We start from the raw sequence: 25,811 nt of genomic DNA, 5'->3' as shown, positions 1-25,811 counted from the left end.
TAAATCTGCCTTGTTAGTAGTGATATCAACTTTTTTATTACATCGAAATATAACATGATCTGTAAGTATTTATCATAACGTTTGACTCATTGAGTTATTCCAAAAAGGGAGAGTTTTTATGATTGAAGTACAAAATTTAGCCAAGTCGTTTCAGTACGACAAAGTAGCTTTAAAAGAGAAAAAGAAAAAAGCTCAGGTTGAGGTCGATCCTCGAGAAGATGAGCGTCAATTTCATGCTGTTCGTAATGTTCACTTTAAGTGTGAACCGGGTAAAGTGTTAGGGCTTTTAGGGCCTAATGGTGCCGGCAAAACGACAACCTTGCGAATGCTTTCAACCGCATTGACGCCAACGAAAGGGACTATTGTTATTGACGGGCAAAATGTGATTGATAAACCCCTGTTAATGCGCAAACAAATAGGTTTTTTATCTGGTAAAACCAGCTTATACCGACGTTTGACGGTAAGAGAGAATGTTAGGTATTTTGGTAAATTGCACGGAATGTCAGGTCCACAGTTAGAAGATAAAATCGATAAGATTTTCGATCTCTTGAATATTCACTTATTTGAGAATAAGAAAGCCGAGGATTTATCTACTGGTATGGGGCAACGGGCGAATATTGCTCGAACCGTAATTCATGATCCCAAAGTTCTTATTCTTGATGAGCCTACAACAGGCCTGGATGTTATCAGCGCAAAAACGATTGTTGATTTTATAGATTCCTATCGAGGCAGTGATGTTTCCGTGATTTTCTCCACTCATCATTTGCACGAAGTGGAATCTGTATGTGATCACGTAACTTTAATCGATAAGGGAATAACGCAGTTTTCTGGAACCGTGGATGAGTTTCGTGCAAAAGGTGGAGGGAAAGACCTTTATTCTTCCTTTTTGGCGCTTGTATCGAGTGGTGAAGAGCATCAAACGCCTGCTAAACAACAAAAAGAATTGATGGGGGAAGTTTGAAATGTGGGAAATATATAAAAAAGAATTTTTGGAATTGGTGAGAGACAGAAGAACTCTCATATTCGCTATTTTATTACCAACTATCATAATGCCCGCGATATTCGGAGGCGTAATTTTCGTTGCTGATAAAGTAAATAAAAAAGCACAAAACGAAGAGCTCACTTATATTATTCAAAATGCTGATGCCATGCCTGATATTGTCAAAGAGCTGGAAAAGCAAGATAAATTTAAACATATGAGTGTTGATGATATCGATACTCTTACGGCCGATGATATTAAAGCTAAAGTTCAAAGTGGGGAGTTCAAGTTTGCACTTATATTACCAAAACAGGGACTTTCTAATTTAGCTCAGGGCAAGCAAGCGACTGTTGAGTTGCATTTTAACAATGCTTCGGTAACCAATAAGATTTACCAACGTGTAAAATCGGCGATTGATGTCTTGAATGAAAAGCATCAAGGGCAGCTTTTAGCAAAGTTTAATATATCGAAGGATCAATTGAGCGGTCTTATGAATCCCATTGATATCAAGCGAGTAAATACAGCGGATAACCGAGAAGATATAGGTGAAAAAATAGGTGGTTTGTTGCCTTATGTTTTGATGATCTTGATTTTAACTGGAGCAATGTATCCCGCTTTAGATCTTGGTGTCGGTGAAAAAGAACGCGGCACTTTAGAAACATTATTACTTACTCCTGTTAGTCGAACGCAAATTGTATTGTCCAAGTTTTTAGTTATTTTTTCGACCGGATTTCTGACTGTGTTTTTAACGTTAGCAAGTTTAGTCATTTGGAGTCTGATTGCGCTAAATGTTCTTGCTATTGGTGTCCTGGATAAATTAACCCAAATAATTGCGTTATCTGATGTGTTATTAGTCTTTCTCATGTTGGCACCTGTGGCTGCAATTTTTGCATCATTGCTTTTATGTGCGTCCATTTATGCAAAAAACTTTAAGGAAGCACAAAATTACATGTCACCGATAATGATGTTTTCATTCATACCTATTATTTTTTCAATTTTACCTGGTGTGCAACTTGATAATACTTGGGCGTGGGTACCATTGACGAATGTCGCTTTGGCAATCAAAGAAATCGTTAAAGGGACTATAGATTACGGTATGATGGGAATTATATTTTTATCGACAACGATTATGGCAGGCATTTTGCTGTACTTTTGTAACTTATGGTTTAATCGAGAATCAGTGTTATTTCGAAGTTAGTCGTTAAGTAGTTAGGATATCAGGCGGCTTTGAGCCGCCTTTTTTGTGCTTGTTATTCTTGATAAATATCATGGCATGGTATAAATGTATTAACTTACGTAATTAGTAACGAATATTGTGTAATGCGATGACTCAAATAAAAGATTATGGAATTCTTACTCTTGGCAGCTATTTACGCAAAATCAGCGACCTTTTATATCGTGAAGTCGATGAAATTTATTCGAATCAAAAGCTTGAAATGCCAGCAAGAAGCGTCCCATGTTTAATTCTAATTAAAGATTCTGGCCAACTACCTATTACGGTACTCGCTGAAAAGTTGGGACAATCACATTCTGCCATAAGTCAAATGACTAAAAAGTTAATGGAACATGATCTTGTTTTTGACTCAATTGATCCTGCTGATGAGCGTCGTCGACTTGTTAATCTAACTCCCAAAGGATATGAGTATTTAGACAAACTCGAACCTATTTTCCACCAAATTCGTCGTCAGTTAAACGTAATGTTGAATGAGCAAGGCCAAGATTTAATTCAATTGCTTTCATCATTTGAAGATGAGCAGGTAAATCAACCACTGCATTCCCGGGTTATTGCAGAGTTATCGAAGGTTAAGTCAAATAATATAAAAATTGTGGATTTTAATGAGAGCTATAGAGATATATTTAAAGCCTTAAATGTTGAGTGGCTGGAAAAATACTTTTATGTTGAGGAGGTTGATGAAAAAGTACTGTCACATCCAGAAGAGTATATTATTAATCCTGGTGGACATATTTTTATTGCTCTGGTTAATGAGAAACCCGTAGGAACCGTTGCATTAATTTGTGATAGTGATGATCGACTTGAATTGTCGAAAATGGCCGTTACCGAAGGTTATCAAGGATTAGGAATTGGTAGAAAACTGCTGAGCCAAGCAATCGAACTTTTTAATAAATCGGACTATTCGATTCTATTTCTGGAGTCCAATAGCAAATTAAAGGCGGCAATTGGAATGTATGAGTCCGTTGGATTTATTCATAGGAGAAAGCCAGGTAATGAAACTCATTACCAGAGAGCGGATGTTTATATGGAATACCAACCAGAAATTGTGACTAGTGAAAGTTAAAGAAAGAGATACAAGCATCAATTAAATACATTTTATAAGCAGGCACCAGGATGTGAACTTATAAATAGCGGTTGCTAATTTACTTTTATGATATATTCCCTTTCGACATTGATAGCATTAATAAAACATTCTTTCTCTAAGACTGAGACTGTAATCCAATAGGACTTTCCTACAGTAGTTTAGCTTAACAATAGACAAAATTTATCTACTCTTTCGTGTCAGTAAATTCGTTTTGAAAATCTCGCTAATGAATTTTAGATGCCGGTATAAGCCTCCGTAATACACTGTAATGAATACGACATTTAAATTATATAGCGCAATAATGACCAAACTTTAGTTTAAGTAAGGAGAAGACGTTTTGAAAAAGATATCAATGATAATAATATTCATGGTTTTCTTATCGTCATGTGATGGTGATGGGGATATAGCCAATACTTTTCAAAAAGCTAAGCTGGAGGAAAACAAAAGTCTTTGGGAAAGCCAAGACATTTCCAGTTATCGCTTTACTTATCGAGTGTCTTGTTTCTGTTATTGGGAAGATGATGTTGTTGTTTCGGTTGTGAATGGAGATATAACGGGGGCTTTCTACTTAAATAGCGGTTTATATTTAAATGAACAGGAGTTGTCGAACCTTTACACAATTACTGATATCTTTGATTTAGCTGGAGGCTTTATTGATGAAAATAAAGGAAAGTTACAGATCACTTACAATAAGGATTATGGTTATCCAGAAGTCATCGATTATGATGTGAAAAAGGAGGCGGATAATTGGGTAGCGTATCGTTTGTGGGATTTTCAGTAGTGAGTAAGGATGACTCTTTTTGCACAGAGTTTAGAAATAGAATTTAATAGAGCAACATCCCAAAGAGCCAATGAAACGTCACAATATCAGTCATTTTATAAGATGTGTGACGTTTCTATTTCTCAAAAACCGAAATAAAATTTTTTATATGAGCTTTTATGAAAAGCTAATGGGGAGAAAAAAATTAAGTGGGTTCTGCTTCAAAAGCTTCGATTACCTCTTTCATTTCATCAATGAGTTGCTGATGCAAGGTATCGACTTTTGAATTAATTCCTTCTTGTTTTAGCTCCGTTTCATATTGGTTTGCCAGTTGTCTTAATTGTGGTACTCCGACATAGCAAGTGGCACCATGAAACTTATGTACGCGTTTAAGTAAGTTTTCGAGATCTTTACTCTCGTAGGATTCTATAATTTCGTCTCTCGCCTCAGGAATATGTTCGATTAACATTTTAATCATGTCTTTGGCCAATTCCTCCTTACCTCCGGCCATTTTTACGCTCAATTCCCAGTCGATTGATGAGCTCTCAGATTTTTCTTTTCGGTCACTTTTTTCTTTAGTGCTTTTCTTTTTCAGTGATTGGTCTGGACGAGAGTGTGTCCACTTCATAAGTGTTTCTTCGACTTGTTCTAGGCCTATCGGTTTTGTTAGGTAATCGTTCATGCCTTCCGAAAGTAACTTTTCTTTTTCGCCCATCATTGCATGAGCCGTTAATGCGATAATTGGAGTGCGTTGATTCAGCCTTGAACGACGAATTTTTCGGGTAGCTTCTACGCCATCCATTTCGGGCATTTGAATGTCCATAAAGATCAAATCGAAGGGTTGTTCTGAAGCTTTATTAACCGCTTCCAGTCCGTTAGTTGCTGTTTCAACATTAACCTGGAAGTCTTCGAGAAATACGGTTATGAGTTTTAAATTTGCATCATTATCGTCAACGGCAAGAATATTTAATTCTTCGAATGGAGAATCTACTTCTTCAACTTTCTCGGCGCTGAGTTGTTCTCGATTTTTCTTATCCATCAATTCATGCAAAGTATTTTCAAGTTGTCGATGAGCTATTGGGCGACTGATGCACTCATGTGCCCCCAAGCTAATGAGCTGACTGTGTTTTTGACTGTCTGGACTTGCCGTCACGGCAATAACAGCGCAATCGAGTTGATTGTGGGCGAGCGACATAACCAGCTTTACTTGTTCGATATAATTCTCATATTCACTGCAGTCCATAATTAAATAATGGATGGTTTTACGTGTTTCTGACGCATGTTTTACTTTACGAATAAACTCATCGATGTTTCCTGTTCCTCTTGACTGTAAAGACCAACGTTCGAGCATGTGTTTGATGGATAAACGTGTGGTTTCTAGGGGCTCAAAGAATATGACTCGTTTGTCTTCAAGTAGATTTATTTTTTTATCTTCTTCAATGAGCGTATCAAAGTCTCGATTGACTTTAATGTTGAACCAGAAGTTTGAACCTTCATTGACTTTACTATCGAGGCCAATTTTACCACCCATTTTTTCAACGAGCTTTTTCGATATTACCAAACCGAGTCCTGTACCACCGAAGCGGCGAGTCGTGGTTGTATCAGCCTGACTGAATGCTTGGAATAAAACATCCTGTTGTTCCGGCGACATACCAATACCGGTATCGCTGATATTAAACTTGAGATTCACTTGTTGCTCATCTTCCTCCTCAAGCATTACGCGAACAACGATAGAGCCTTTTTCTGTAAACTTAACCGCATTGTTTACTAGATTGGTTAACACCTGTTTAATACGGACCTGATCGCCTAAAATAGTCGTAGGTACATCGGAGTAGACTAGCGTTGCAATCTCAAGATTTTTCTCTTGAGCTAGCGGTGCGATTAAGCTTAAAACGTCGTCTACACATTCGCGAATATCAAGAGCCGTTTCATCCAGTTCCATTTTTCCAGCTTCAATTTTTGAGAAGTCGAGAATGTCATCGATGATGGATAATAGGTTATTTGCTGATTTATGAATGGTAAATAAAAACTCACGTTGTTTATCGTCCATGTTGGTACGTAACAACAGGTTGGTAAATCCAATAACACCATTCATTGGCGTACGAATTTCATGACTCATATTAGCCAAAAACTCTGACTTAACACGACTGGCTTCAAGTGCTTGTTTTCGCGCTAAATCGAGCTCAACGTTTTGTACTTCCAAAGTTTCGAGTGTTTGGCTTAAATCTGAAGTGGCTTGTTCGATGGCTTGTTGCATCTCTTCTCTCGCTTCATAAAGAGATGAGGCCATATCATTGACGCCGTTAATTAAAGTACTTAATTCTCCAGTTGATTTGCCTTCAACGCGAGTATTGAGTTTCCCTTCTTTTATTCGGTTAACAGCATGGGCCAACTGAATAATTGGGGTGGTAACGGTTCTTGCCATTCTCAAAGCTAGAAAGCCGCCTAGTGATAATCCAATAATAAGAATAACAACCGACGCGATGATTGTTTCGTATTGGCGGACGGAAGAAAAATCTTTTGTCATGTGAACCGCAACATAACCAATGATTGGTTCGCGTGATCGATTGAGTGGTTGCATTTCATCGACGACGGAGGGTTCACTATAAATGGGTGCTCGTATAACAACACCCGAGTCGATTTCATGCCACTGTTCCACCGTTGGTATTTCGCCAGAATCTACTTGCAGCCGTTCTGTCTGTTTTCTTGCACCTGCCGAGGAAAATGGACGATTGTATTTGTCGTAAATAACGATTGCTGTGATATCTTCATCGCCGTCTTGGGCAAGATCGATTAAGCGTTTAACGATAGGGTAATTAGCAATGTTGACGCCATATTCGCTGGCGTAAGCCAGATTTCGAGCGACGGTGAGTCCACGATCAATCTGAGTACTTTTAAGATCATGTACTCGTGCGCCTATAAAATAAACGCCCATGACGATGGCAATAAGTCCTGTTGGCACAAGAGCCAAAACTAAAACGCGAGTTCGAATCCCCCAGTCAAACATGATTAATTACTCATTTCCTTCAGTAGTCGTTTTAATTATTTTACGAAGTTGCGTTTGATCAATATCGCTCAAATCGAAAGAACGCATCACATTGTAATTGAGTCTGAGAGCAAAGCTTTCAGGATACAAAGGAGGCATATCATCAATTTTTTCATCCACCATTTTCAATATATGCTTTGCGGCTTGTTGGCCCAACTCAAAATTATCAGTATAAAGGGAGGCTATCGCCCCGATTTCAGTATAGTTACGTGTCACACCTATAACAGGTATTTGATGACGAAAAGCCGTTAAAAGATGGCTTTTGATATTGGTTTGCGAGTAAATGTTGTCATCAAAAATAGCGATAATTACATCGGATTTTTGTGCCAGTCTTTCCAATACTCGTTGTGGCAAATCGTTCTCTCTTACAATGTTAACGACCGGTGTCAGGTTATATTGGCGCATAACCTCGTCAAATTGCGGTTTGAGCGTTTTTGTTTTCTGGCTGAGTAAAATTCCGACGCGCTTGTATTTTGGCATCGATTGTTGAATTAGTGCCGCATATCGAGAGAAAGGCTGATCTCTAAAAATTCCGGTAACAAGTTTGGCTTTGGAGTGTGCCGATTTGTTTAAGGCTCTTAATACCGATTGATCGACTTTGAGGGCAAAAATGGGGAGGTTGGTGTGGGTGCGCAAGACATCGCGTGTCGATTTTTCGCCAAGTGTAACAACGACATCGTAGTCGCCAGCCAATTGTTCACTAATAAATGCAGGTGTTTGGTTATCATTATTAACCATATCAATACGAATCAGTCTGCCGACATGCTTTCGTGAATACTCACGGAATCCTTTTAGTATGGGTAAGTAATTGCCTGTTTGATTGTCTAAAACAAACACGACTTTTGGAACATTCACATCATCTTGTCGAGCATGTGATAGCGCAGTTATGATCGCAATGAAAAATAATACTAAGCTTTTGAAAGTGATAGTTTTTATTTGCAATTGAGATTCCTATATAACATTGGATTCTTGCTTATCTTTGGTTGCTCGCTGGTGACTACCGCCACATAACGGTACAATGCCTCCCGCTAATCTAATGATAAACTAAGCTATTGAAAATAAGAAATAATGTAATGAATTTCTACCAAGATGATCGTTTATGAATGTTTTTGTCTTTGATATTGAAACAGTACCCGATGTGGAAGCTGGCCGACAAATTTTTGAGTTACAGGATTTGGATGACGCTGATACTGCAGAAGCTATGTTTCACTTAAACCGGCAAAAGAAAGGAACTGAGTTTTTGCCGCACTATTTGCACCAAGTTGTTGCAATTTCCGCTGTGTTTCGTTCGAGAGACCGAGTAAAAGTATGGTCTTTGGGTGATGAAGATTTTTCAGAAAAGGAAATTATCCAACGATTTTTTGATGGCATTGATAAATTTAGTCCAACACTAGTGTCGTGGAATGGCAGCGGGTTCGATTTACCCGTTTTGCACTACCGGGCTCTTAAACATGGTGTTGCTGCGCCGCAGTATTGGGATATGGGCGAAATTGATCAAGGATTTAAATGGAATAACTACATTAGCCGTTATCACGCCCGTCATACCGATGTTATGGATTTACTGGCGATGTACACCGGTCGAGCCAATGCTCCATTGGACCATATCGCAACTATGTTGGGTTTTCCTGGAAAAATGGGAATGAGCGGTGCAAAAGTGTGGGATGCTTACATAGCTGGCGATATTTCTGGTATCCGTCATTATTGTGAGTCTGACGTTTTGAATACCTATCTGGTTTGGCTTAAATTTGAGTTGATGCGTGGACACATTGATCACACCATGTTTGATAATGAATGCCAGTTGCTGAAAGAAAACCTTGCTTCATCAGAAGCAGAGCATTTAAAAACTTTCCTACACTTATGGGAAGGTTCTAACCACTAATTTTAATTAACTGAGTAGTACTTAATGGCAAGAAGACGTAAGCGTAAACCGGTCCCACAGGAAGCGGTTGAGGTAACTATTGAGAAGCTTTCTCATGAAGGCAGAGGCATTACCCACATTGATGGTAAAACAACATTTGTTGATGGAGCCTTGCCGGGCGAACGAGTGACGATGAAGTATGCGGTCGTTCGCGGTAAGTTCAATGAGGGTTATGCTGAAGAAGTGTTGCAGGCATCCGACTCTCGAGTTGAGCCACCTTGTCCTAAATTCGATATGTGTGGCGGTTGTAGCATGCAACACATGGCAACGGATGAGCAAATTCGTTTTAAGCAATCCATTTTAGCGGAGCATTTCCAGCACTTTGGTGATATTGAGCCAGAAGAATGGTTGGCGCCATTACAGGCTGATACATTGCAATATCGCAAGAAAGCGCGATTGGGCGTGCGTTGGGTTAGCAAAAAAGAATCATGTCTTGTTGGCTTCAGGGAGAAGCGCAGTAATTTTTTAGCCGAGATAGAGCAATGTCCGGTGCTCGACAAAAAAGTCAGTGATTTAATCATGCCATTGCGCCAGTTGATCGGGTCAATGGATGCAAAGCAGTCGACGCCACAAATCGAATTGGCAGCTGGAGATACCGGGTTGGCGTTTATTATCCGCCATATGGAAGCGATGACCGAGGCTGACCACGCAAAATGGTTGAGCTTTGCTGAAGAAAATTCGATCGATCTTTATTATCAGTCGAAAGGTCCGGACACCGTTAAAAAGGTTTTTCCAGACGATGGTAATGAACGTTTAAATTATGAACTGATCGATTTTTCTGTGAAACTAGCATTTCACCCCATGGACTTCACTCAAGTAAACACGTCAATTAATCGGAAAATGGTTAAATTAGCAATTGATTTACTTGAGCCTAAAAAAGAAGAGCGGGTTTTGGATTTGTTTTGTGGTTTAGGCAATTTTACCATTCCATTAGCAACGCAATCGGGAGCAGTCGTTGGCGTCGAAGGTGTCGATAGTATGGTCAAGCGTGGTTATGAAAATGCTGATTTAAATAAGCTTAAAAACGTCGATTTTTATCAAGCCGATTTACAACAAGATTTCAGTGATAAACCTTGGGCGAAAGAAGGATTCGATAAAATCTTAATTGATCCGCCGCGAAGTGGAGCATTAGAAGTTGTTGAGTATATTTCTAACTTCGGTGCCAAGCGCATTGTTTATGTGTCCTGTAATCCTGCAACACTAGCGCGTGACGCAGGCGTTTTAAAAGAGAAAGGTTACCGATTAACAAAAGCCGGTGTTATGGATATGTTTCCACACACAGCTCATGTGGAGTCGATAGCTGTGTTTGAAAAGCAATAGATTTAAAACTTGATATAAACTGAGACAATCATGGTTAAAGTAGCCGACACACACTTTGTAGACTTTTCTTTCAAAGAAGATCCGAAAGAGTGGTTGAAGCAAATTCCGATTAACTACAATGACAGTCAAAAGTCACTCGTTTCTCGCGGATTTGCGTTGGCTCAAGAGCTTGTTAGTCGAAATCCTGAGAGTGAAAATGAGTTTAAGGAAGGGCTGAGTATTGCCGATACTTTAATTCATTTACATGTTGACGCAACTACATTGACCGCTGCGATTATTTATCCATTTTTTCAGCAAAAATTAATTTCTGAAGAAGAGCTTACTGAGACGTTCAGCGAAGAAATTACCAAACTTTGCCAGGGCGTTATTACCATGAGTGCCATTCAAGACGTTCAAAAGCAGAACATGAGTTCGCAAATGGACGGCCAGCAAATGGATAATTTTCGTCGTATGCTTCTGGCTATGGTTGATGATGTTCGTCTGGTGCTTATCAAGTTAGCAGAACGAGTTTGTGTTTTGCGTGAGGTCAAAAAGGCCAATGAAGAAACTCGTGTCATGGTGGCTCAGGAAGTTAGCGATATTTATGCACCACTTGCCAATAGGCTAGGCGTCGGACAGCTTAAATGGGAAATGGAGGATCTGTCATTTCGTTATCTTAATCCTGCGCAGTACAAATCAATCGCCAAAAGTCTTGATGAACGACGTGTTGATCGCGAACGTTATGTAGAACGTGTTTTAAAAGAGATTCAGGAAAATATAGATCAATTTGGTATTAAGAATGCCGAAGTTATGGGACGAGCCAAACACATTTATAGTATATGGCGCAAAATGCGGCGAAAAAATGTTGGCTTTGAAGAAATTTATGACGTTCGTGCAGTCAGAATTTTAGTCGACGAAGTGCCGCAGTGTTATGCTGTTTTAGGCATTGTTCATGGTCTTTGGAAGCACATCCCCAAAGAATTTGATGATTACATTGCAACCCCCAAAGAAAATGGTTATCGATCGTTACATACAGCAGTGATTGGTCCTGAAGGTAAAAACCTTGAAATTCAAATTCGAACTCGAGCTATGCATCAGGAATCAGAATTAGGCGTTGCTGCTCATTGGCGTTATAAAGAAGGTGCGAAAGCTCAGCAAGCTGGATTTGAAGCGAAAATTTCCTGGTTACGTCAATTACTCGAATGGCAAGAAGAAGTTGCCGATGCTCAAGACGTTATGGAAGAGTTTCGTAGCAATGTTATTGAAGATCGCATTTACGTTTTTACTCCACAAGGTAAGGTCATTGATTTACCTCTTGGCGCGACTCCAGTGGATTTTGCCTATCATGTCCATACTGATGTTGGGCATAATTGTCGAGGAGCAAAAGTTGGTGGGAGAATCGTACCGCTAACGTATAAATTGAAAACAGGTCAAAAGGTTGAAATCCTCACGGCTAAAAATGGTCATCCCAGTCGTGATTGGTTAAATCCGCACAATGGTTACATTCGTTCTTCGCGAGCGCGTTCCAAAATACACCAGTGGTTCCGTCATCAAGATAAAGATAAAAACGCAGCTGCAGGTCGAACCATTCTCGATAAAGATTTGCAACGTCATGGTTTTGATAAAGTCGACTTGCAGGCTTTAGCGAAAAACTTTAATTTCCACAGTGAAATGGATCTTCATGCGGCGATTGGCGCGGGCGATATTGGAATGACTCAAGTGTTGAACAGTGTTCGTTCAATGCAAGGGCAGGAAGAGCCAAAAAAACAAAAGGCTGTTTTTCGAGATTTATCCCATCGAAAGAAGCAGAATACATCTGGTATCGAAATTGAAGGTGTTGGCAGTTTATTGACAAAAATTGCCGGATGCTGTCATCCAGTTCCGGGAGATTGTATTAAAGGATACATCACACGCGGACGAGGTGTCGTGGTGCATCGAACAGATTGTAACTACATACTTGATGCTAAAGAATCATCGCCTGAGCGCTTAATTGAAGTTTCCTGGGGTGATGAGTCCGATGACATTTACGATGTTGATATCCAAATTATTGCTTACGATCGAAAAAGCTTGCTAAAGGATATTACGACTGTCTTTGCAAATGAAAAAGTGAGTATCGAAAGTATGAACACGTCGACAGACTCTAAGTCTCAGACTTCGACGATTAATGTACGACTTAATGTCGAAAATACCGATAAACTTTCTCGAGTATTGGCTCAATTGAGTCAAATCAGTCATGTCATTGATGCTAAACGACAAAAATAAGAGAGGCATTTGGGTGGACCAATCAACGCAATCGTCAGTCGATAAATTATTGGCGATAATGAAAAAACTGCGCGATCCAGAGTTTGGGTGTCCGTGGGACGTTAAGCAATCGTATGAATCTATCTTACCTTATACAATTGAAGAAACATACGAAGTTGTCGACGCCATTGAACGAAAAGATTATGACGACTTAAAAGGAGAGTTGGGAGATCTTCTGTTTCAAGTCGTTTTCTATTGTCAAATTGCTAGTGAAGAAAATCGCTTTGAGTTTTCAGAGGTTGTTGATGCTATCTCTCATAAACTGGTGACTCGTCATCCGCATGTATTTTCAGATAAAGTTTATCAATCGGATGAAGAATTGCATTTGGCCTGGGAAAAGCAAAAGGCGAAGGAAAGAAAAGTAAAAAAGGGAACAACGAGTTTACTCGATGATATTCCCATCAGTTTACCTGCACTAAAGAGAGCACAAAAGGTTCAAAAGCGCGCTGCAAAACACGGATTTGATTGGCCTTCGATTGATGGTGTTTGGCAAAAGCTTGAAGAGGAGATTTTAGAGCTCAAGGATGAAGTTGAAAAAAGCGACAATCAAGAACGAATTGAAGATGAGTTGGGTGATGTGTTGTTTTCGGTCGTTAACTTAACTCGGCACCTTAAATCTGATTCCGAAACCGCGCTGAGAAGAGCGACAAACAAGTTTGAGAAACGCTTTCGAATTCTGGAAAAACTTGTTAATGAAGACAAACAAGAGATCGATAAGCTGAGTATTGATTCACTGGAATATTATTGGCAAAAAGCTAAAACACAATGCTAACAGCGCTATCGATGGATTTTATAAACCATTAAAAAAATAGAGTTTGTGTTAGAGATCTAGGCAGTCTTACTCGTTAGTCTAATTGTAGGTTAAGTGATTGAGGGAGATGAGTGTGATCCAATTTAATAAAATTGTATTATTTATTTTATTGCCATTGGCGTCTGTGATATTACCTATATTCTCAAATCAGGTACTCGCTTCGCAATCGAAGCAGACATCAGAGTCAATTCGGGCAGACAAAATTTATGCGAATTACTTCGAGGGGTATTTAGAACTCTATCCTTTTGAAGCAACATTTATTGGAGATACTCGATACAATGATAAACTACCCAATTTTCTGAGTGATAAGTATCGTGAAAGACAGGTTGATTTTGAGAAGCTTTATTTAAAGAAAATTGAAAAAATTGATTATAATGCTTTATCCCCTCAGGGAAAACTTAGTTACGATATATTTAAACGAAATCGACAGTTGGCAATAGACAGTTTCAATTATCCTTCGCATTTAATTCCTCTTAATCAATTTTACAATTATATCAATACATTTTTCGCTTTGGGTTCTGGCTCATCGGCTCAACCATTCAATTCTATTAAAGATTATGAAAACTGGCGTGATCGCATGGAGCAATTTCCAGTAATTATCGATCAAATGATCACTAATATGAACGAAGGAATAAAGCAGGGGGTTGTTCAACCAAAATCGTTAATTGAGAAGGTTATTCCTCAGATCGATATTCAATTAGCGAATAGTTTAGAGAATAGTTTGCTGTATAAGCCGATCGCTGAGATGCCTCGTTTTTTCACCACGAATCAAAAGCAATATATTATTCAACGTTATACAACAGCGATAAATTCTTTTGTATTTCCTTCACTCGAAAAACTCTCACACTATTTAAAATCGACCTACCTTCCCAAAGCGAGATTAACGGCTGGGCTATGGGATATTCCCAATGGGAATTTATGGTATCAACACTTAATTCGCAGACATACCTCAACCGAACTTACTGCTGACGAAATTCATGAAATTGGCTTACAAGAAGTGTCTAGAATTCATGAAGAAATTCTAGAGGTTATGAAAGACGTCAATTTCGAAGGTGATCTCGATGCGTTTTTTCAGTTTACAAATTCTAACCCGCAGTTTTTCTTTAAATCAAAAGATCAGATGCTCAATGCCTATCGACAGTTTGCTCATAAAGTCAATTTGAAAACACCGGATTTATTCAGTCGTTTTCCAAAGTCGACTTACGAAATTCGACCAGTAGAAGTCTATCGGGAACAATCGGCTTCTTCGGGCTCTTATCAGCGTCCTTCGGCAGATGGTACTCGACCGGGAATTTTCTATTTAAATACTTATGATTTATCGGCACGCCCTCGTTGGGCTATGGCTTCATTATTTCTTCATGAAGCAGCTCCTGGGCATCATTTTCAATTAGCGTTGCAGCAGGAACTTAAAGATCTTCCTAAATTTAGAGCATTTGGTACTGAAACAGCATTTGTGGAAGGATGGGGATTGTATGCGGAGTCTTTAGGGAATGAACTTGGTGTTTATTCCGATCCCTATCAGCACTATGGTGCATTGGTTGCTGAACTTTGGCGATCAATTCGTTTAGTGGTAGATACGGGATTACATAGTAAAGGTTGGTCTCGCCAAAAAGTTCTGGATTACATGTACTCGAATGCACCAGTTGCAGAAGCGCGAGCGATATCTGAAACAGAGCGATTTATGGCAATTCCAGGACAGGCTTTAGCATATAAAATTGGCCAGTTAAAAATAGAATCCTTGCGTGACAAAGCAGAATCTGAACTGGGGGCTCAATTTGATATTAAAGCCTATCATTTTGAAGTTTTAAAAAATGGAGCATTACCGCTGTCTATTCTGGAGAAAAAGATAGAGCATTGGATAGCGAAGATTAAAACAGAGAAGGTTAAGCCTTAACTCATCAGTTAATTGCCGGATGTTCAATAACACCCGGCGAAATTAAACTTATTCTTTTATGCCGGCGAGGTCGGCAAAAAAAGCGTATTCCAAAGCCAGCTCTTTATTACGTCTGAATCGACCTGATGCTCCACCGTGGCCTGCTTCCATGTTTGTTTTAAAGATCAATAGGTTGTTATCTGTTTTAAATTCTCTCAGCTTTGCAACCCATTTCATGGGTTCAAAATATTGGACTTGAGAGTCGTGTAATCCGGTTGTCACTAGAATATTTGGATATTGTTGCGCTTTTATTTGATCATAAGGAGAGTAAGAGAGCATATATTCATAACTGTCTTTGTTGTTAGGATTGCCCCACTGGTCATACTCATTTGTCGTTAAAGGTATGCTTTCATCCAACATGGTGGTAACGACATCAACAAACGGCACATGCGCGGCGACTCCTTTGTAAAGCTCCGGTGCCATGTTTATTACTGCTCCTATTAAAAGTCCTCCGGCACTGCCTCCTGCTGCAAAAACTTTATCGGGTGCAGCGTACTTTTGAGCTATCAATGTTTTTGTAACGTCAATAAAATCGAAAAATGTATTTTTTTTGTTAAACATTTTGCCATCGTCATACCATTGCCGACCGAGCATTTGCCCACCCCGAATATGCGCTATAGCAAATACAAATCCTCTATCTAATAATGATAATCGATTGGATGAAAACGTAGGCTCTACAGTATAGCCGTAGGATCCATATCCATACAGATACATTGGATTTGTTCCATCCTTTTTAAAGGTATCTTTTTTATAGACCAGAGACACAGGGACTTCGGCACCATCACGGGCCTTAACAAAGATTCGTTCGCTGCTGTATTGCTTTGGATGAAATTCACCAATAACTTCTTGCTGTTTTAGCAATTTACGATCTCCTGATTTTAAATCGTAATCGTAGGTTGTTGTTGGCGTAGTTAGTGAACTGTAGACGACACGAAGGGTGTTTGTATCAGTAGTCACATTACCGCTAAATCCGGCAACGAAAACCGGATCGTCAAAACTTAAAAGCTCATCTTTTTTTGTCGACCATTCAATGGCTCGAATTCGCGTTTGACCTCGTTCTTTTTCATTGATGACAAGGTAATTATTGAATAATTCGAAGTCTTTTAAATAGACATCAGGATCATGCGCTATCACTTCTATCCATTTGGATTTATCTTGTGTTTCATCGGCTTGAACTTTCATTAATCGAAAATTCTTCGCTTGCCAGTTGGTTAAAATATAAAACCACTGTCCAAGTTTTTCGATAGAATATTCAAGGTTATCCTCTAACTCGGCAAATCGTTTGAATGATCCCATGGGTGAGTTGGCATCGAGGATAGAAGCGCCGTCAATCAGGGTGCTGCTGTGATAAATGATGAGTGTACTGTCATCTTTGGTTTTTCCTATTGAAGTAAAAAAGGAAGCGTCTTCTTCTTCATAAACCAACACATCCTCTTTTTGCGACGTACCGAGTTTGTGGCGGAAAACCTGATTTCCTAATAAAGTCTGTGGATCTTTCTTGATATAAAAAAGATGTTGATTATCATTTGCCCAGACAATTTCACCAGAGGTTTGTTCTAATTTATCAGAGAGGTGTTTTCCTGTTTCCAAAGAACGTATTTCGATAGTATAAATTCTGCGACTGACGGTGTCCGTGGAATAAGCCAACAACTGATTGTCCATGGAAACTTCATAGTCGCCGATATTAAAGTAATCGTGGCCTTCTGCCATTTTATTCCCGTTGAGTAGAATTTCTTCTGTGGAATCTAAGTTCTCCTTTTTACGTGCGATGATCGGATATTCTTTTTCACCCTCATAGCGACTGTAATAAAAATAGCCGCGTATTTTAATTGGAACACTTTGATCATCTTTTTTAATTCGTGAGATGAGCTCTTGGTAAATTTTCTCTTGTAAATCTTGGGTATGAGATAAGGCTTTCTCTAAATAATCATTTTCAGCTTTTAAGTGATTAAGCACGGCCGCATCTTTGCGTTCGTCATCTCGCATCCAGTAATAGTCGTCGATTCGAGTATCGTCATGAATCGTGAGCTTGTGTGTAACCTTTTTTGCGATTGGCGGCTTAAGTTGTGTCATTGTTTGTGTCACCTCTTTGTTAGCAAGTTCTGATGAGTTTAGTGTTGTTTTATCATCTGAGCAGGCGGCCATTAGAAGAGCTGTTACGAGAAGGATTAATCGTTTATCCATTAACAAGTGGTCCAGTTGGGCTATTATTATTTGTTTGGCTTCATCATAATTCAGTAAATTGTGAATTGCATCTGTAAATTACCTCATTGAGTTTTAGTCCGTTTATTCTTGGGCATCCAGTCTTTTTGCAGATGAAACTATATTTTCCTCGATTGATCACCGGGTTATTTGATATAATTATCTCCCGTCTTGAAGTGACTCTTCACTTAGATACTCCAGAACTTAATCGCTATGCGTGATGCGAGCGAATATTCCTCTAACCGGCTGATTTTAGGCGTCTATTGGAAAAATCGCAGACTGTTTGATTTTGGAGTCCAAATTGATTGCTTGTGTGTCTCAACAGGCGCGTGCCAAATAAATGAAATGGGTGGTTAAATGGCAACTAAGTTTATTTTTGTTACCGGTGGGGTTGTCTCCTCTCTTGGGAAAGGGATTGCAGCAGCGTCTTTGGCGTCATTGTTAGAATCTCGCGGATTGAGTGTGACATTACTAAAATTGGATCCCTACATCAATGTTGATCCCGGTACTATGAGCCCATTTCAGCACGGAGAAGTTTATGTCACCGAAGATGGTGCAGAGACCGATCTTGATCTCGGGCACTATGAGCGTTTTGTTCGAACACGCATGTCGCAAAGGAATAATTTTACTACCGGTCGAGTCTATGCTGATGTTCTACGTAAGGAAAGACGCGGTGATTATTTAGGTGGAACCGTTCAGGTTATTCCACATATTACTGATGAAATTAAAAGTAAAGTTCTTGCCGGTGCCGGCGATGCTGATGTTGCAATGGTTGAAATTGGCGGTACGGTCGGTGATATCGAATCTTTACCGTTTCTTGAGGCGATACGTCAATTGGGATACGAGTTAGGACAAGAAAGAGCCTTATTCATGCATCTCACTTTATTACCTTTTATCAAAACTGCCGGTGAATTAAAAACAAAGCCGACCCAGCATTCGGTCAAAGAACTGCGCTCGATTGGTATTCAACCCGATGTTTTAGTCTGTCGTTCTGAACAACCATTACCGCCCGGAGAGCGAGCCAAGATCGCATTATTTACCAACGTCAAAGAGAATGCGGTTATTTCGATGCGTGATGTTGACAGCATTTATCGAATACCGTCTTTGCTGCAACAGCAAGGATTAGATGAAATTATATGTGAACGTTTCAAATTGGATGTGCCTGAAGCAAATCTTGAAGAGTGGGAACAAGTGCTTTATGAGCAAGCAAATCCGAAAGGCGAAGTTACTGTAGCTATGGTTGGTAAATATATGGACCTCACCGATGCTTACAAGTCATTATCTGAATCATTAACTCATGCCGGATTAAAAACGCGTTTAACAGTTAATATACAGTATATCGATGCCGAGGATGTCGAGAAGAAAGGCACCTATATTTTAGAAAACGCCGATGCTATTTTGATTCCGGGTGGATTTGGCGAACGAGGTGTCGAAGGAAAAATTCTGACCGCTAAGTATGCGCGTGAAAATAAAATCCCTTATTTGGGAATTTGCTTAGGGTTGCAAGTCGCCGTTATTGAGTTTGCTCGAAATGTTGCGAATTTAGAAGGCGCCCACAGTACGGAGTTTGATATAAATTCTCCACATCCTGTGGTTGGACTTATTACTGAGTGGATTAATAAAGACGGTTCTGTTGAGACTCGCACAGAGAGCTCCGACCTTGGTGGCACGATGCGACTCGGTGCGCAGCCTTCTGAGTTAGAGCCAGGTACAATGATTCGAGAAATTTATGGCTCAGATGTAATTAACGAGCGGCATCGCCATCGTTATGAAGTGAACGACAATTACATTGAACAATTGCAGTCGGCGGGACTCAAAGTGTCAGGTTACTCGGCAGCTCAACATCTAGTCGAGACGGTCGAGCTTGCGGATCATCCTTGGTATGTCGCGTGCCAGTTTCACCCTGAATTTACATCGACACCACGTGATGGACACCCATTATTTACTGCTTTTGTTCACGCTGCGCGGACATGGCAGCTCGAGCGCACTACAGGAGAAAAGTAATGAAGTTATGTGATTTTGAAGTTGGAATTGATCAACCGTTTTTCCTGATTGCCGGGCCGTGTGTTATCGAAAGTGAGCAATTAGCACTGGATACAGCCGGATTTTTAAAGGAAGTTACCGATAAATTGGGCATGCCTTTTATTTACAAGTCGAGCTTTGACAAAGCAAATCGCTCGTCACATACCAGTTTTCGTGGTCCAGGCCTTGAGAAAGGCATGCAGATTCTACAAAAAGTGAAAGACCAGTTGGGTGTTCCTGTTTTAACCGATGTGCATGAAGATACGCCAATAAATGAAGTGGCGAGTGTTGTTGATGTGATGCAAACACCAGCTTTTCTCGTGCGCCAAACAAATTTTATTCAGCGAGTGTGTGAAGCACAAATTCCCGTCAACATTAAGAAAGGTCAGTTTCAAGCGCCTTGGGATATGACTAATGTAGTCGAAAAAGCAAAAGCGACTGGTAATGAGCAAATTATGGTGTGCGAACGAGGTGCTAGTTTTGGCTATAACACACTCGTGTCAGACATGCGTGGTTTGGCAATTATGCGAAATACCGGATGTCCAGTCGTGTATGACGCGACTCACTCGGTACAACAGCCTGGTGGCCTTGGGGCAACCAGTGGCGGCCAAAGAGAATTTGTTCCTGTATTGGCAAGAGCAGCAATCGCAGCGGGTGTTTCTGGACTCTTTATGGAAACGCACCCCGATCCGGCGAAGGCAAAAAGTGATGGGCCAAACTCATTTCCAATGAATCAAATTGAGGAGTTATTAACTTTATTACAGCAAATCGATAATGCCGTTAAATCGGTGCCTTTTGCTGAACAAGGCTTAATGGCTTAAACATTCAATCATTTAGTTAGATAGAGATAGGAAGATCAATGTCGAATATTGTTGATATTAAAGCTCGAGAAGTTTTGGACTCTCGTGGAAACCCGACCGTTGAGGCCGATGTGATTTTAGAAACAGGAACTGTTGGGAGAGCTTGTTCTCCTTCTGGTGCTTCGACAGGATCTCGAGAAGCATTAGAACTTCGAGATGGTGACAAAGCTCGGTATCTTGGTAAAGGTGTTTTAAAAGCGGTTGGGAATATCAATAAAGACATTCGAATGGCATTAGTCGGCGAGTCGGTCGATAATTTGACCGCTCTTGACCAAAAAATGCTTGAACTTGATGGCACCGAAAACAAATCCAAGCTAGGCGCTAACGCTATTTTGGCGGTTTCCTTGGCTGCTGCAAAAGCTTCAGCTCAGGATCGTGGCATGGCTCTATTTGAGCGTATCGGTACGGGGTCGTTTGCCATGCCTGTTCCTATGATGAATATTATCAATGGTGGTGCGCACGCGGACAACAATGTCGATATTCAGGAGTTTATGATTTTACCTGCTGGCGTAAAATCATTCTCAGAAGCTTTGCGCTGCGGTACTGAAATTTTCCATGCCCTTCGCGGTGTTTTAAAAGAGAAAGGTTTAAATACTGCTGTTGGTGATGAAGGTGGATTTGCCCCTAATCTTGGTTCAAATGATGAAGCACTGGATGCCATTATTGAAGCAACCAAACGAGCTGGTTATAACATTGGCGAAGATTGCTGGCTGGGCTTGGACGTTGCGTCTTCAGAATTCTATAAAGATGGCAAATATCATTTGGCGGGTGAAGGTAAAACATTAAGCTCTGCTGAGTTCGTTGATTATCTGGCTGATTTGGTTGATCGTTATCCTATTATTTCGATTGAAGATGGTATGGATGAAGGTGATTGGGAAGGGTGGAAACTTCTTACCGATAAAGTAGGTGATAAAGTTCAGTTAGTGGGTGACGATTTGTTTGTAACCAATACCAAAATACTGAAAGAGGGTATTGATAAAGGTATCGCCAATTCGATTTTAATTAAAGTCAATCAAATTGGAACATTAAGTGAAACATTGGCGGCCATTAAGATGGCACAAGATGCTGGTTACACAGCGGTAGTATCGCACCGTAGCGGTGAAACGGAAGATGCGACTATTGCTGATTTGGCGGTTGCAACAGCTGCTGGTCAAATTAAAACCGGTTCTTTGTGTCGAAGTGATCGTGTTGCAAAATACAATCAATTGCTAAGAATTGAAGAGAAACTGGGTGATAAAGCGGTTTATCCTGGTAAATCAGCGTTTCGCTGTTTAAACTAATCGAAAGATGTTTGTCATCGCGGGTCGTGATAAACCCGCGATGATGCTGAATTTAAACGGACGATTCGATGAAGTGGTGGGCAATTTTATTTTTAACTCTATTGGTTTGGTTGCAAGTTCGCTTGTGGTCGGACGATGGTGGTATTGCTGAGTTTCGAGAATTGTCTGACCGCGTAGCAGAACAGCAAAAAGCGAATAAACAACTAGAAGCGCGTAACCAAGAACTTTTTAAACAAGTTAAAGCATTGCGTAACAATGACGATGCAATTGAACAATACGCACGACTTCATTTGGGTATGATAAAACCCGGCGAAACTTTTTACCGTTTCGTTCCGACCAAAAAGTAACCTCTCATGGCAAATTGTGAATCCGATATTTGGGTTGTTATCCCAGCTGCTGGTTGTGGATCTCGTATGCAATCGGATGTGCCCAAGCAATATCTTTCTCTAGCAAATAAAAAAGTCATTGAGCATTCGCTCGATTTATTTTCTCGCGATGAATCATTATCGGGTATCGTGGTTGTGGCAGATGCTGATGACCGTTACATTGACTCGATTTTGCAAAATTATTCAGACAAGGTAGTTCGTGTTGAAGGTGGCAAAGAAAGAGCGGATTCGGTGTTAAACGGTTTGCTTTGGCTTAATGAACTGGATTCGGCAAAAAATATTTGGGTGTTAGTGCACGATGCAGCGCGCCCGTGTTTAACAGTCGGTGATCTCGACAAATTGAAAAAGAGCCGTAAAACGTTTTCGCAAGGAGCCATATTGGTTGCACCAGTCGTTGATACATTAAAACAAGTTAGTGGCGATACTATTGTTGCAACACATAACCGGGCAGAATTTCGACGTGCGTTAACACCGCAATTGGCTCCGTTAACAATATTACTTGATGCTTTAATTAATGCACGAAAAGCCAATCAACCGATCACTGATGAAGCTCAAGCTCTAGAATTTGCCGGGCATCAAGTGGGAACGGTTGAAGGTGAACGGAATAATTTAAAAATAACTTACCCTGAAGATCTAGCATTGGCTGAGTGGATACTAAAAAATCGAGAGATAGAATTAAAATGATACGAATTGGACATGGCTTCGATGCGCATAAATTTGGTGGCGAAAAACCATTAATTCTGGGCGGAGTAACATTCGATCATCCAGTGGGACTGTTGGCTCACTCTGACGGCGATGTTGTATTGCACGCGGTGTGTGATGCGCTTCTAGGTGCCGCGGCTTTGGGAGACATTGGTAAACATTTTTCAGATCAAGATGATCAATTCAAAAATATTGATAGTCAAATATTATTAGGGCGAGTTATTGAGATGTTGCGAACTCAGTCTTATTTGGTGGTCAATCTTGATATTACGGTGGTCGCTCAGGCACCGAAAATGGCTCCGAAAATAGAGTCGATGAGAGAAACAATAGCGCGTATTTGTGGTTGCGAGATTGATCAAGTCAATGTCAAAGCAACAACGACTGAAAAGATGGGCTATATTGGACGCAAAGAAGGTATCGCCGTACACGCTGTGACGATTATTGAATCGGCACCAAAACCTCAACAGTAATCACTGAGCATTAAATGAGTAATAACCCTATGATGAGTTGGCCAAGAGCCATAGCTCCTTCTCTACAGTCGGCAGTTTTAAAACAACAACCGGCAGACTTCCAAGTCACTGAACATTTGTCTTTTTCTACTTCAGGCGATGGCGAACATTGTTTTTTGCTCATTGAAAAAACGGGAGCTAACACACAATGGATTGTTAAAAAGCTTGCTCAGCAATTGAAAGTTAGAGAGCGAGATATTGGTTACGCTGGATTGAAAGACCGGCACGCGATAACGCGCCAGTGGTTCAGTATTCACCTTCCTGGGCAAGACAATCCAACTGAAATTTCGGGAGATGAAGAATTTAAAGTATTGCGTATTGAACGCAATAATAAAAAATTAAAACATGGTGCCATCGCTTATAATCACTTTGCGATTCGTTTAAGAGACTGTGTTGGCTCTCCCGAGAAAATAGCAGAGCATCTAACTGTTATTCGAGATCGCGGCTATCCAAATTATTTTGGTTTGCAACGTTTTGGTCATGGCGGACGCAATGTCGAAAAAGCGGTTGCGATGTTAGAGGGTAAGTTTAAAGCCCGTAAGAATCAGCGGTCAATTTATCTCTCTGCTCTCAGAAGTTGGTTTTTTAATCAGCTTTTAGCGCGGCGAATTGAGTGCGGCACTTGGCAATCTCCGCGCGTTGGCGATCGAATGCAATTGGCGGGAACTCGTTCGTTTTTCATGGCAACAGACGATGACACCCAGCTACAACAGCGTCTAGATTCTGGCGATATTCATATCGCGGGTCCCTTACCTGGAGAAGATGCTCCGCAAGTGATGAGTGAATATGCTGAATTAGTAGAGTCAATTTGGCAGAACTATGCGTCAATGATTGAAAAAATACCATCAAAGACTGATTGGCGAGCTTTGCGGGTAATTCCGAAAGCGTTAGATTGGCGATTTGATGATGTGGGACATTTATATTTAGAGTTTGAGTTGCCCAGCGGTTGTTATGCCACAGAGTTACTTTCAGAATTAGGTAACGTTTCCGATGCTTCACTAAAATCCGATGAGGAGTTTAATCGTGAAAATACTGCTTAGTAATGATGACGGATATTTTGCGCCCGGTTTGATTTGCTTGTATCAATATTTAGCCGAAGAACACGATGTTACCGTTGTTGCGCCCGATCGCAATTGCAGTGGTGCATCCAACTCTTTGACTTTGGAAGTCCCTATCCGAGTCAGCCAAACGGAAAATGGTTTTTATTCTGTGAGAGGCACGCCTTCGGATTGCGTTCATCTTGGTACCTATCATGTAATCGATGGTACTCCTGATATTGTTGTTGCCGGTATTAATGCTGGTGGAAACTTGGGTGATGATGTGCTTTATTCTGGAACTGTTGCTGCAGCTATGGAAGGGCGTTCATTGGGTATGCCGGCCATAGCGGTATCTTTGTTGGGAGGAGAATACAAGCATTATGAGACTGCAGCTCACGTAACTCGAAGGGTGATCAAGCGGTTAATTGAAAATCCATTACCGATCGATAAAATTTTGAACATTAATGTGCCCGATGTACCACTGGAAAATTTAGCTGGCTATCAATTAACAAGGTTGGGAAGTCGGCACAGAGCTGATACTATAGTCCCCGCTAAAGATCCCAAGGGCCGCACTGTGTACTGGATTGGGCCAACTCCCGGCGCGCAGGACGAAGCTGAAGGAACGGATTTTTATGCAGTTGAACATGGCTTTGTATCAATAACGCCCATTACGGTTGATTTAACAGCGAGCGACTGTTTTGAGCAAGTTGGAGAGTGGATGTCTGAATTATGAATTCGGTTCATGTTTCTGGAATCGGTATGACGTCACAAAGGACGCGTGAGCGACTTGTCAATCGATTGAAAGAAAAAGGTATAGTAAACCCTAAGGTGTTGGAGATTATGGCTTCAACCCCTCGGCATTTATTTGTCGATGAGGCAATTTCTCATCGTGCTTATGAAGATACCTCACTGCCTATCGGAATGGGACAAACGATTTCACAACCGTTTATTGTCGCTCGGATGAGTGAGCTCTTGTTAGACACAGGGGATATGAATAAGGTTTTGGAAGTGGGTACTGGCTCGGGATATCAAACGATTATTCTGGCTCAAATGTTTAAGGATGTGTTTACTATCGAGCGAGTTGGTCCATTGCAGCGAATGTCGCAAAAGCGTTTACGTAACTTAAAAATATTTAATGTTCATTATCGCCATGGTGATGGCTTTAAAGGATGGGAAGATAAAGCTCCATTTGATGCAATTATTGTCACTGCCGCACCAGAGAATATACCAGAGGCCTTGGTTGAGCAATTAGCCGAGGGTGGCCGAATGGTGATTCCTGTCGGTGCTCAAAATGGTGTACAAGAATTAATGGTGTTGCATAAAGTTGATGGAGAATTGCAAAAGTCGGTACTCGAGCAAGTTCGTTTTGTTCCCTTGCTCGGCGGTGTTGTGGATTAGACTTTTTGCCTGATTCTAATTAGGGAAAAGCAGTAAATAGAAAGTCATAC

Annotated in this window: 21 protein-coding genes; 18 read left to right on the top strand and 3 right to left on the bottom strand. The window is 40.5% G+C overall.

Annotated features, from left to right (window positions below; all coding sequences use genetic code 11):
• Positions 1 to 118: 118 nt before the first annotated feature.
• The 4 genes from FAX86_RS00415 to FAX86_RS00400 all read left to right on the top strand — a co-directional run bounded on the left by FAX86_RS00415 (position 119) and on the right by FAX86_RS00400 (position 4,078).
• Entirely contained in the window at positions 119 to 961 is an 843-nt protein-coding gene (locus FAX86_RS00415; protein ID WP_144391368.1) for an ABC transporter ATP-binding protein, read from the top strand.
• Position 962: 1 nt separating this feature from the next.
• The gene (locus FAX86_RS00410) at positions 963 to 2,177 is read left to right on the top strand and encodes an ABC transporter permease (RefSeq protein ID WP_144391367.1); all 1,215 of its coding nucleotides are present in this window, start codon (positions 963 to 965) and stop codon (positions 2,175 to 2,177) included.
• Positions 2,178 to 2,304: 127 nt separating this feature from the next.
• A complete protein-coding gene (locus tag FAX86_RS00405) occupies positions 2,305 to 3,276 on the top strand; it encodes a bifunctional helix-turn-helix transcriptional regulator/GNAT family N-acetyltransferase (RefSeq protein ID WP_144391366.1) in 972 nt (323 codons plus the stop codon).
• A 358-nt stretch (positions 3,277 to 3,634) separates the two neighbouring features.
• Positions 3,635 to 4,078, top strand: a complete 444-nt coding sequence (locus FAX86_RS00400; protein ID WP_144391365.1) for a DUF6174 domain-containing protein — start codon at positions 3,635 to 3,637, stop codon at positions 4,076 to 4,078.
• A gap of 184 nt (positions 4,079 to 4,262) precedes the next feature.
• On the opposite strand, the gene barA is transcribed toward FAX86_RS00400, so the two are convergent.
• Both barA and FAX86_RS00390 read right to left on the bottom strand, forming a co-directional pair.
• A complete protein-coding gene (barA, locus tag FAX86_RS00395) occupies positions 4,263 to 7,064 on the bottom strand; it encodes a two-component sensor histidine kinase BarA (RefSeq protein WP_144391364.1) in 2,802 nt (933 codons plus the stop codon).
• A 6-nt stretch (positions 7,065 to 7,070) separates the two neighbouring features.
• Positions 7,071 to 8,045, bottom strand: a complete 975-nt coding sequence (locus tag FAX86_RS00390; RefSeq protein WP_144391363.1) for an ABC transporter substrate-binding protein — start codon at positions 8,043 to 8,045, stop codon at positions 7,071 to 7,073.
• Positions 8,046 to 8,202: 157 nt separating this feature from the next.
• Here FAX86_RS00390 and FAX86_RS00385 point away from each other — a divergent pair, with 157 nt between their 5' ends.
• The 5 genes from FAX86_RS00385 to FAX86_RS00365 all read left to right on the top strand — a co-directional run bounded on the left by FAX86_RS00385 (position 8,203) and on the right by FAX86_RS00365 (position 15,326).
• A complete protein-coding gene (locus FAX86_RS00385; RefSeq protein WP_144391362.1) occupies positions 8,203 to 8,982 on the top strand; it encodes a 3'-5' exonuclease in 780 nt (259 codons plus the stop codon).
• Between the two features lie 24 nt (positions 8,983 to 9,006).
• Positions 9,007 to 10,341 carry a 23S rRNA (uracil(1939)-C(5))-methyltransferase RlmD gene (gene rlmD, locus FAX86_RS00380; protein ID WP_144391361.1) on the top strand — a complete coding sequence of 445 codons (1,335 nt, stop codon included), beginning with the start codon at positions 9,007 to 9,009 and terminating at the stop codon, positions 10,339 to 10,341.
• A 30-nt stretch (positions 10,342 to 10,371) separates the two neighbouring features.
• On the top strand, positions 10,372 to 12,582 hold the full coding sequence (relA, locus tag FAX86_RS00375; protein ID WP_144391360.1) for a GTP diphosphokinase: 2,211 nt from the start codon (positions 10,372 to 10,374) through the stop codon (positions 12,580 to 12,582).
• 13 nt (positions 12,583 to 12,595) lie between these two features.
• The gene (gene mazG / locus FAX86_RS00370) at positions 12,596 to 13,393 is read left to right on the top strand and encodes a nucleoside triphosphate pyrophosphohydrolase (protein ID WP_246128466.1); all 798 of its coding nucleotides are present in this window, start codon (positions 12,596 to 12,598) and stop codon (positions 13,391 to 13,393) included.
• Positions 13,394 to 13,505: 112 nt separating this feature from the next.
• On the top strand, positions 13,506 to 15,326 hold the full coding sequence (locus tag FAX86_RS00365; RefSeq protein WP_164503404.1) for a DUF885 domain-containing protein: 1,821 nt from the start codon (positions 13,506 to 13,508) through the stop codon (positions 15,324 to 15,326).
• Between the two features lie 48 nt (positions 15,327 to 15,374).
• Here the strand turns inward: FAX86_RS00365 and FAX86_RS00360 are convergent, their stop codons facing one another.
• Positions 15,375 to 17,549 (bottom strand): S9 family peptidase, encoded by a 2,175-nt coding sequence (locus FAX86_RS00360; RefSeq protein WP_205859073.1) that lies wholly within the window; start codon positions 17,547 to 17,549, stop codon positions 15,375 to 15,377.
• A 375-nt stretch (positions 17,550 to 17,924) separates the two neighbouring features.
• Between FAX86_RS00360 and FAX86_RS00355 the strand changes: the two genes are divergently transcribed.
• The 9 genes from FAX86_RS00355 to FAX86_RS00315 all read left to right on the top strand — a co-directional run bounded on the left by FAX86_RS00355 (position 17,925) and on the right by FAX86_RS00315 (position 25,761).
• Entirely contained in the window at positions 17,925 to 19,571 is a 1,647-nt protein-coding gene (locus tag FAX86_RS00355; RefSeq protein ID WP_144391357.1) for a CTP synthase, read from the top strand.
• Positions 19,571 to 20,410 (top strand): 3-deoxy-8-phosphooctulonate synthase, encoded by an 840-nt coding sequence (kdsA, locus tag FAX86_RS00350; RefSeq protein ID WP_144391356.1) that lies wholly within the window; start codon positions 19,571 to 19,573, stop codon positions 20,408 to 20,410. The genes FAX86_RS00355 and kdsA overlap by 1 nt, the downstream gene beginning before the upstream one ends.
• Positions 20,411 to 20,448: 38 nt before the next feature.
• Positions 20,449 to 21,729, top strand: a complete 1,281-nt coding sequence (gene eno, locus FAX86_RS00345; RefSeq protein ID WP_144391355.1) for a phosphopyruvate hydratase — start codon at positions 20,449 to 20,451, stop codon at positions 21,727 to 21,729.
• 68 nt (positions 21,730 to 21,797) lie between these two features.
• The gene (locus tag FAX86_RS00340) at positions 21,798 to 22,076 is read left to right on the top strand and encodes a septum formation initiator family protein (RefSeq protein ID WP_144391354.1); all 279 of its coding nucleotides are present in this window, start codon (positions 21,798 to 21,800) and stop codon (positions 22,074 to 22,076) included.
• A gap of 6 nt (positions 22,077 to 22,082) precedes the next feature.
• Positions 22,083 to 22,799 carry a 2-C-methyl-D-erythritol 4-phosphate cytidylyltransferase gene (gene ispD / locus FAX86_RS00335; RefSeq protein ID WP_144391353.1) on the top strand — a complete coding sequence of 239 codons (717 nt, stop codon included), beginning with the start codon at positions 22,083 to 22,085 and terminating at the stop codon, positions 22,797 to 22,799.
• The gene (gene ispF, locus FAX86_RS00330) at positions 22,796 to 23,287 is read left to right on the top strand and encodes a 2-C-methyl-D-erythritol 2,4-cyclodiphosphate synthase (RefSeq protein WP_144391352.1); all 492 of its coding nucleotides are present in this window, start codon (positions 22,796 to 22,798) and stop codon (positions 23,285 to 23,287) included. The genes ispD and ispF overlap by 4 nt, the downstream gene beginning before the upstream one ends.
• A gap of 14 nt (positions 23,288 to 23,301) precedes the next feature.
• Positions 23,302 to 24,366: a tRNA pseudouridine(13) synthase TruD gene (truD, locus tag FAX86_RS00325; RefSeq protein WP_144391351.1), complete on the top strand. Its 1,065-nt coding sequence runs from the start codon at positions 23,302 to 23,304 to the stop codon at positions 24,364 to 24,366.
• A complete protein-coding gene (surE, locus tag FAX86_RS00320; protein WP_205859142.1) occupies positions 24,347 to 25,096 on the top strand; it encodes a 5'/3'-nucleotidase SurE in 750 nt (249 codons plus the stop codon). The genes truD and surE overlap by 20 nt, the downstream gene beginning before the upstream one ends.
• Positions 25,093 to 25,761: a protein-L-isoaspartate(D-aspartate) O-methyltransferase gene (locus FAX86_RS00315; RefSeq protein ID WP_144391349.1), complete on the top strand. Its 669-nt coding sequence runs from the start codon at positions 25,093 to 25,095 to the stop codon at positions 25,759 to 25,761. Before surE ends, FAX86_RS00315 begins: the two co-directional genes overlap by 4 nt.
• Positions 25,762 to 25,811 lie beyond the last annotated feature (50 nt).

The sequence above is a fragment of the Pleionea sediminis genome (assembly GCF_007570825.1).
Lineage (GTDB): Bacteria > Pseudomonadota > Gammaproteobacteria > Enterobacterales > Kangiellaceae > Pleionea > Pleionea sediminis.
Note: the sequence above shows the minus strand (reverse complement) of the source record. Positions and strands in the feature narration are given on the sequence as shown.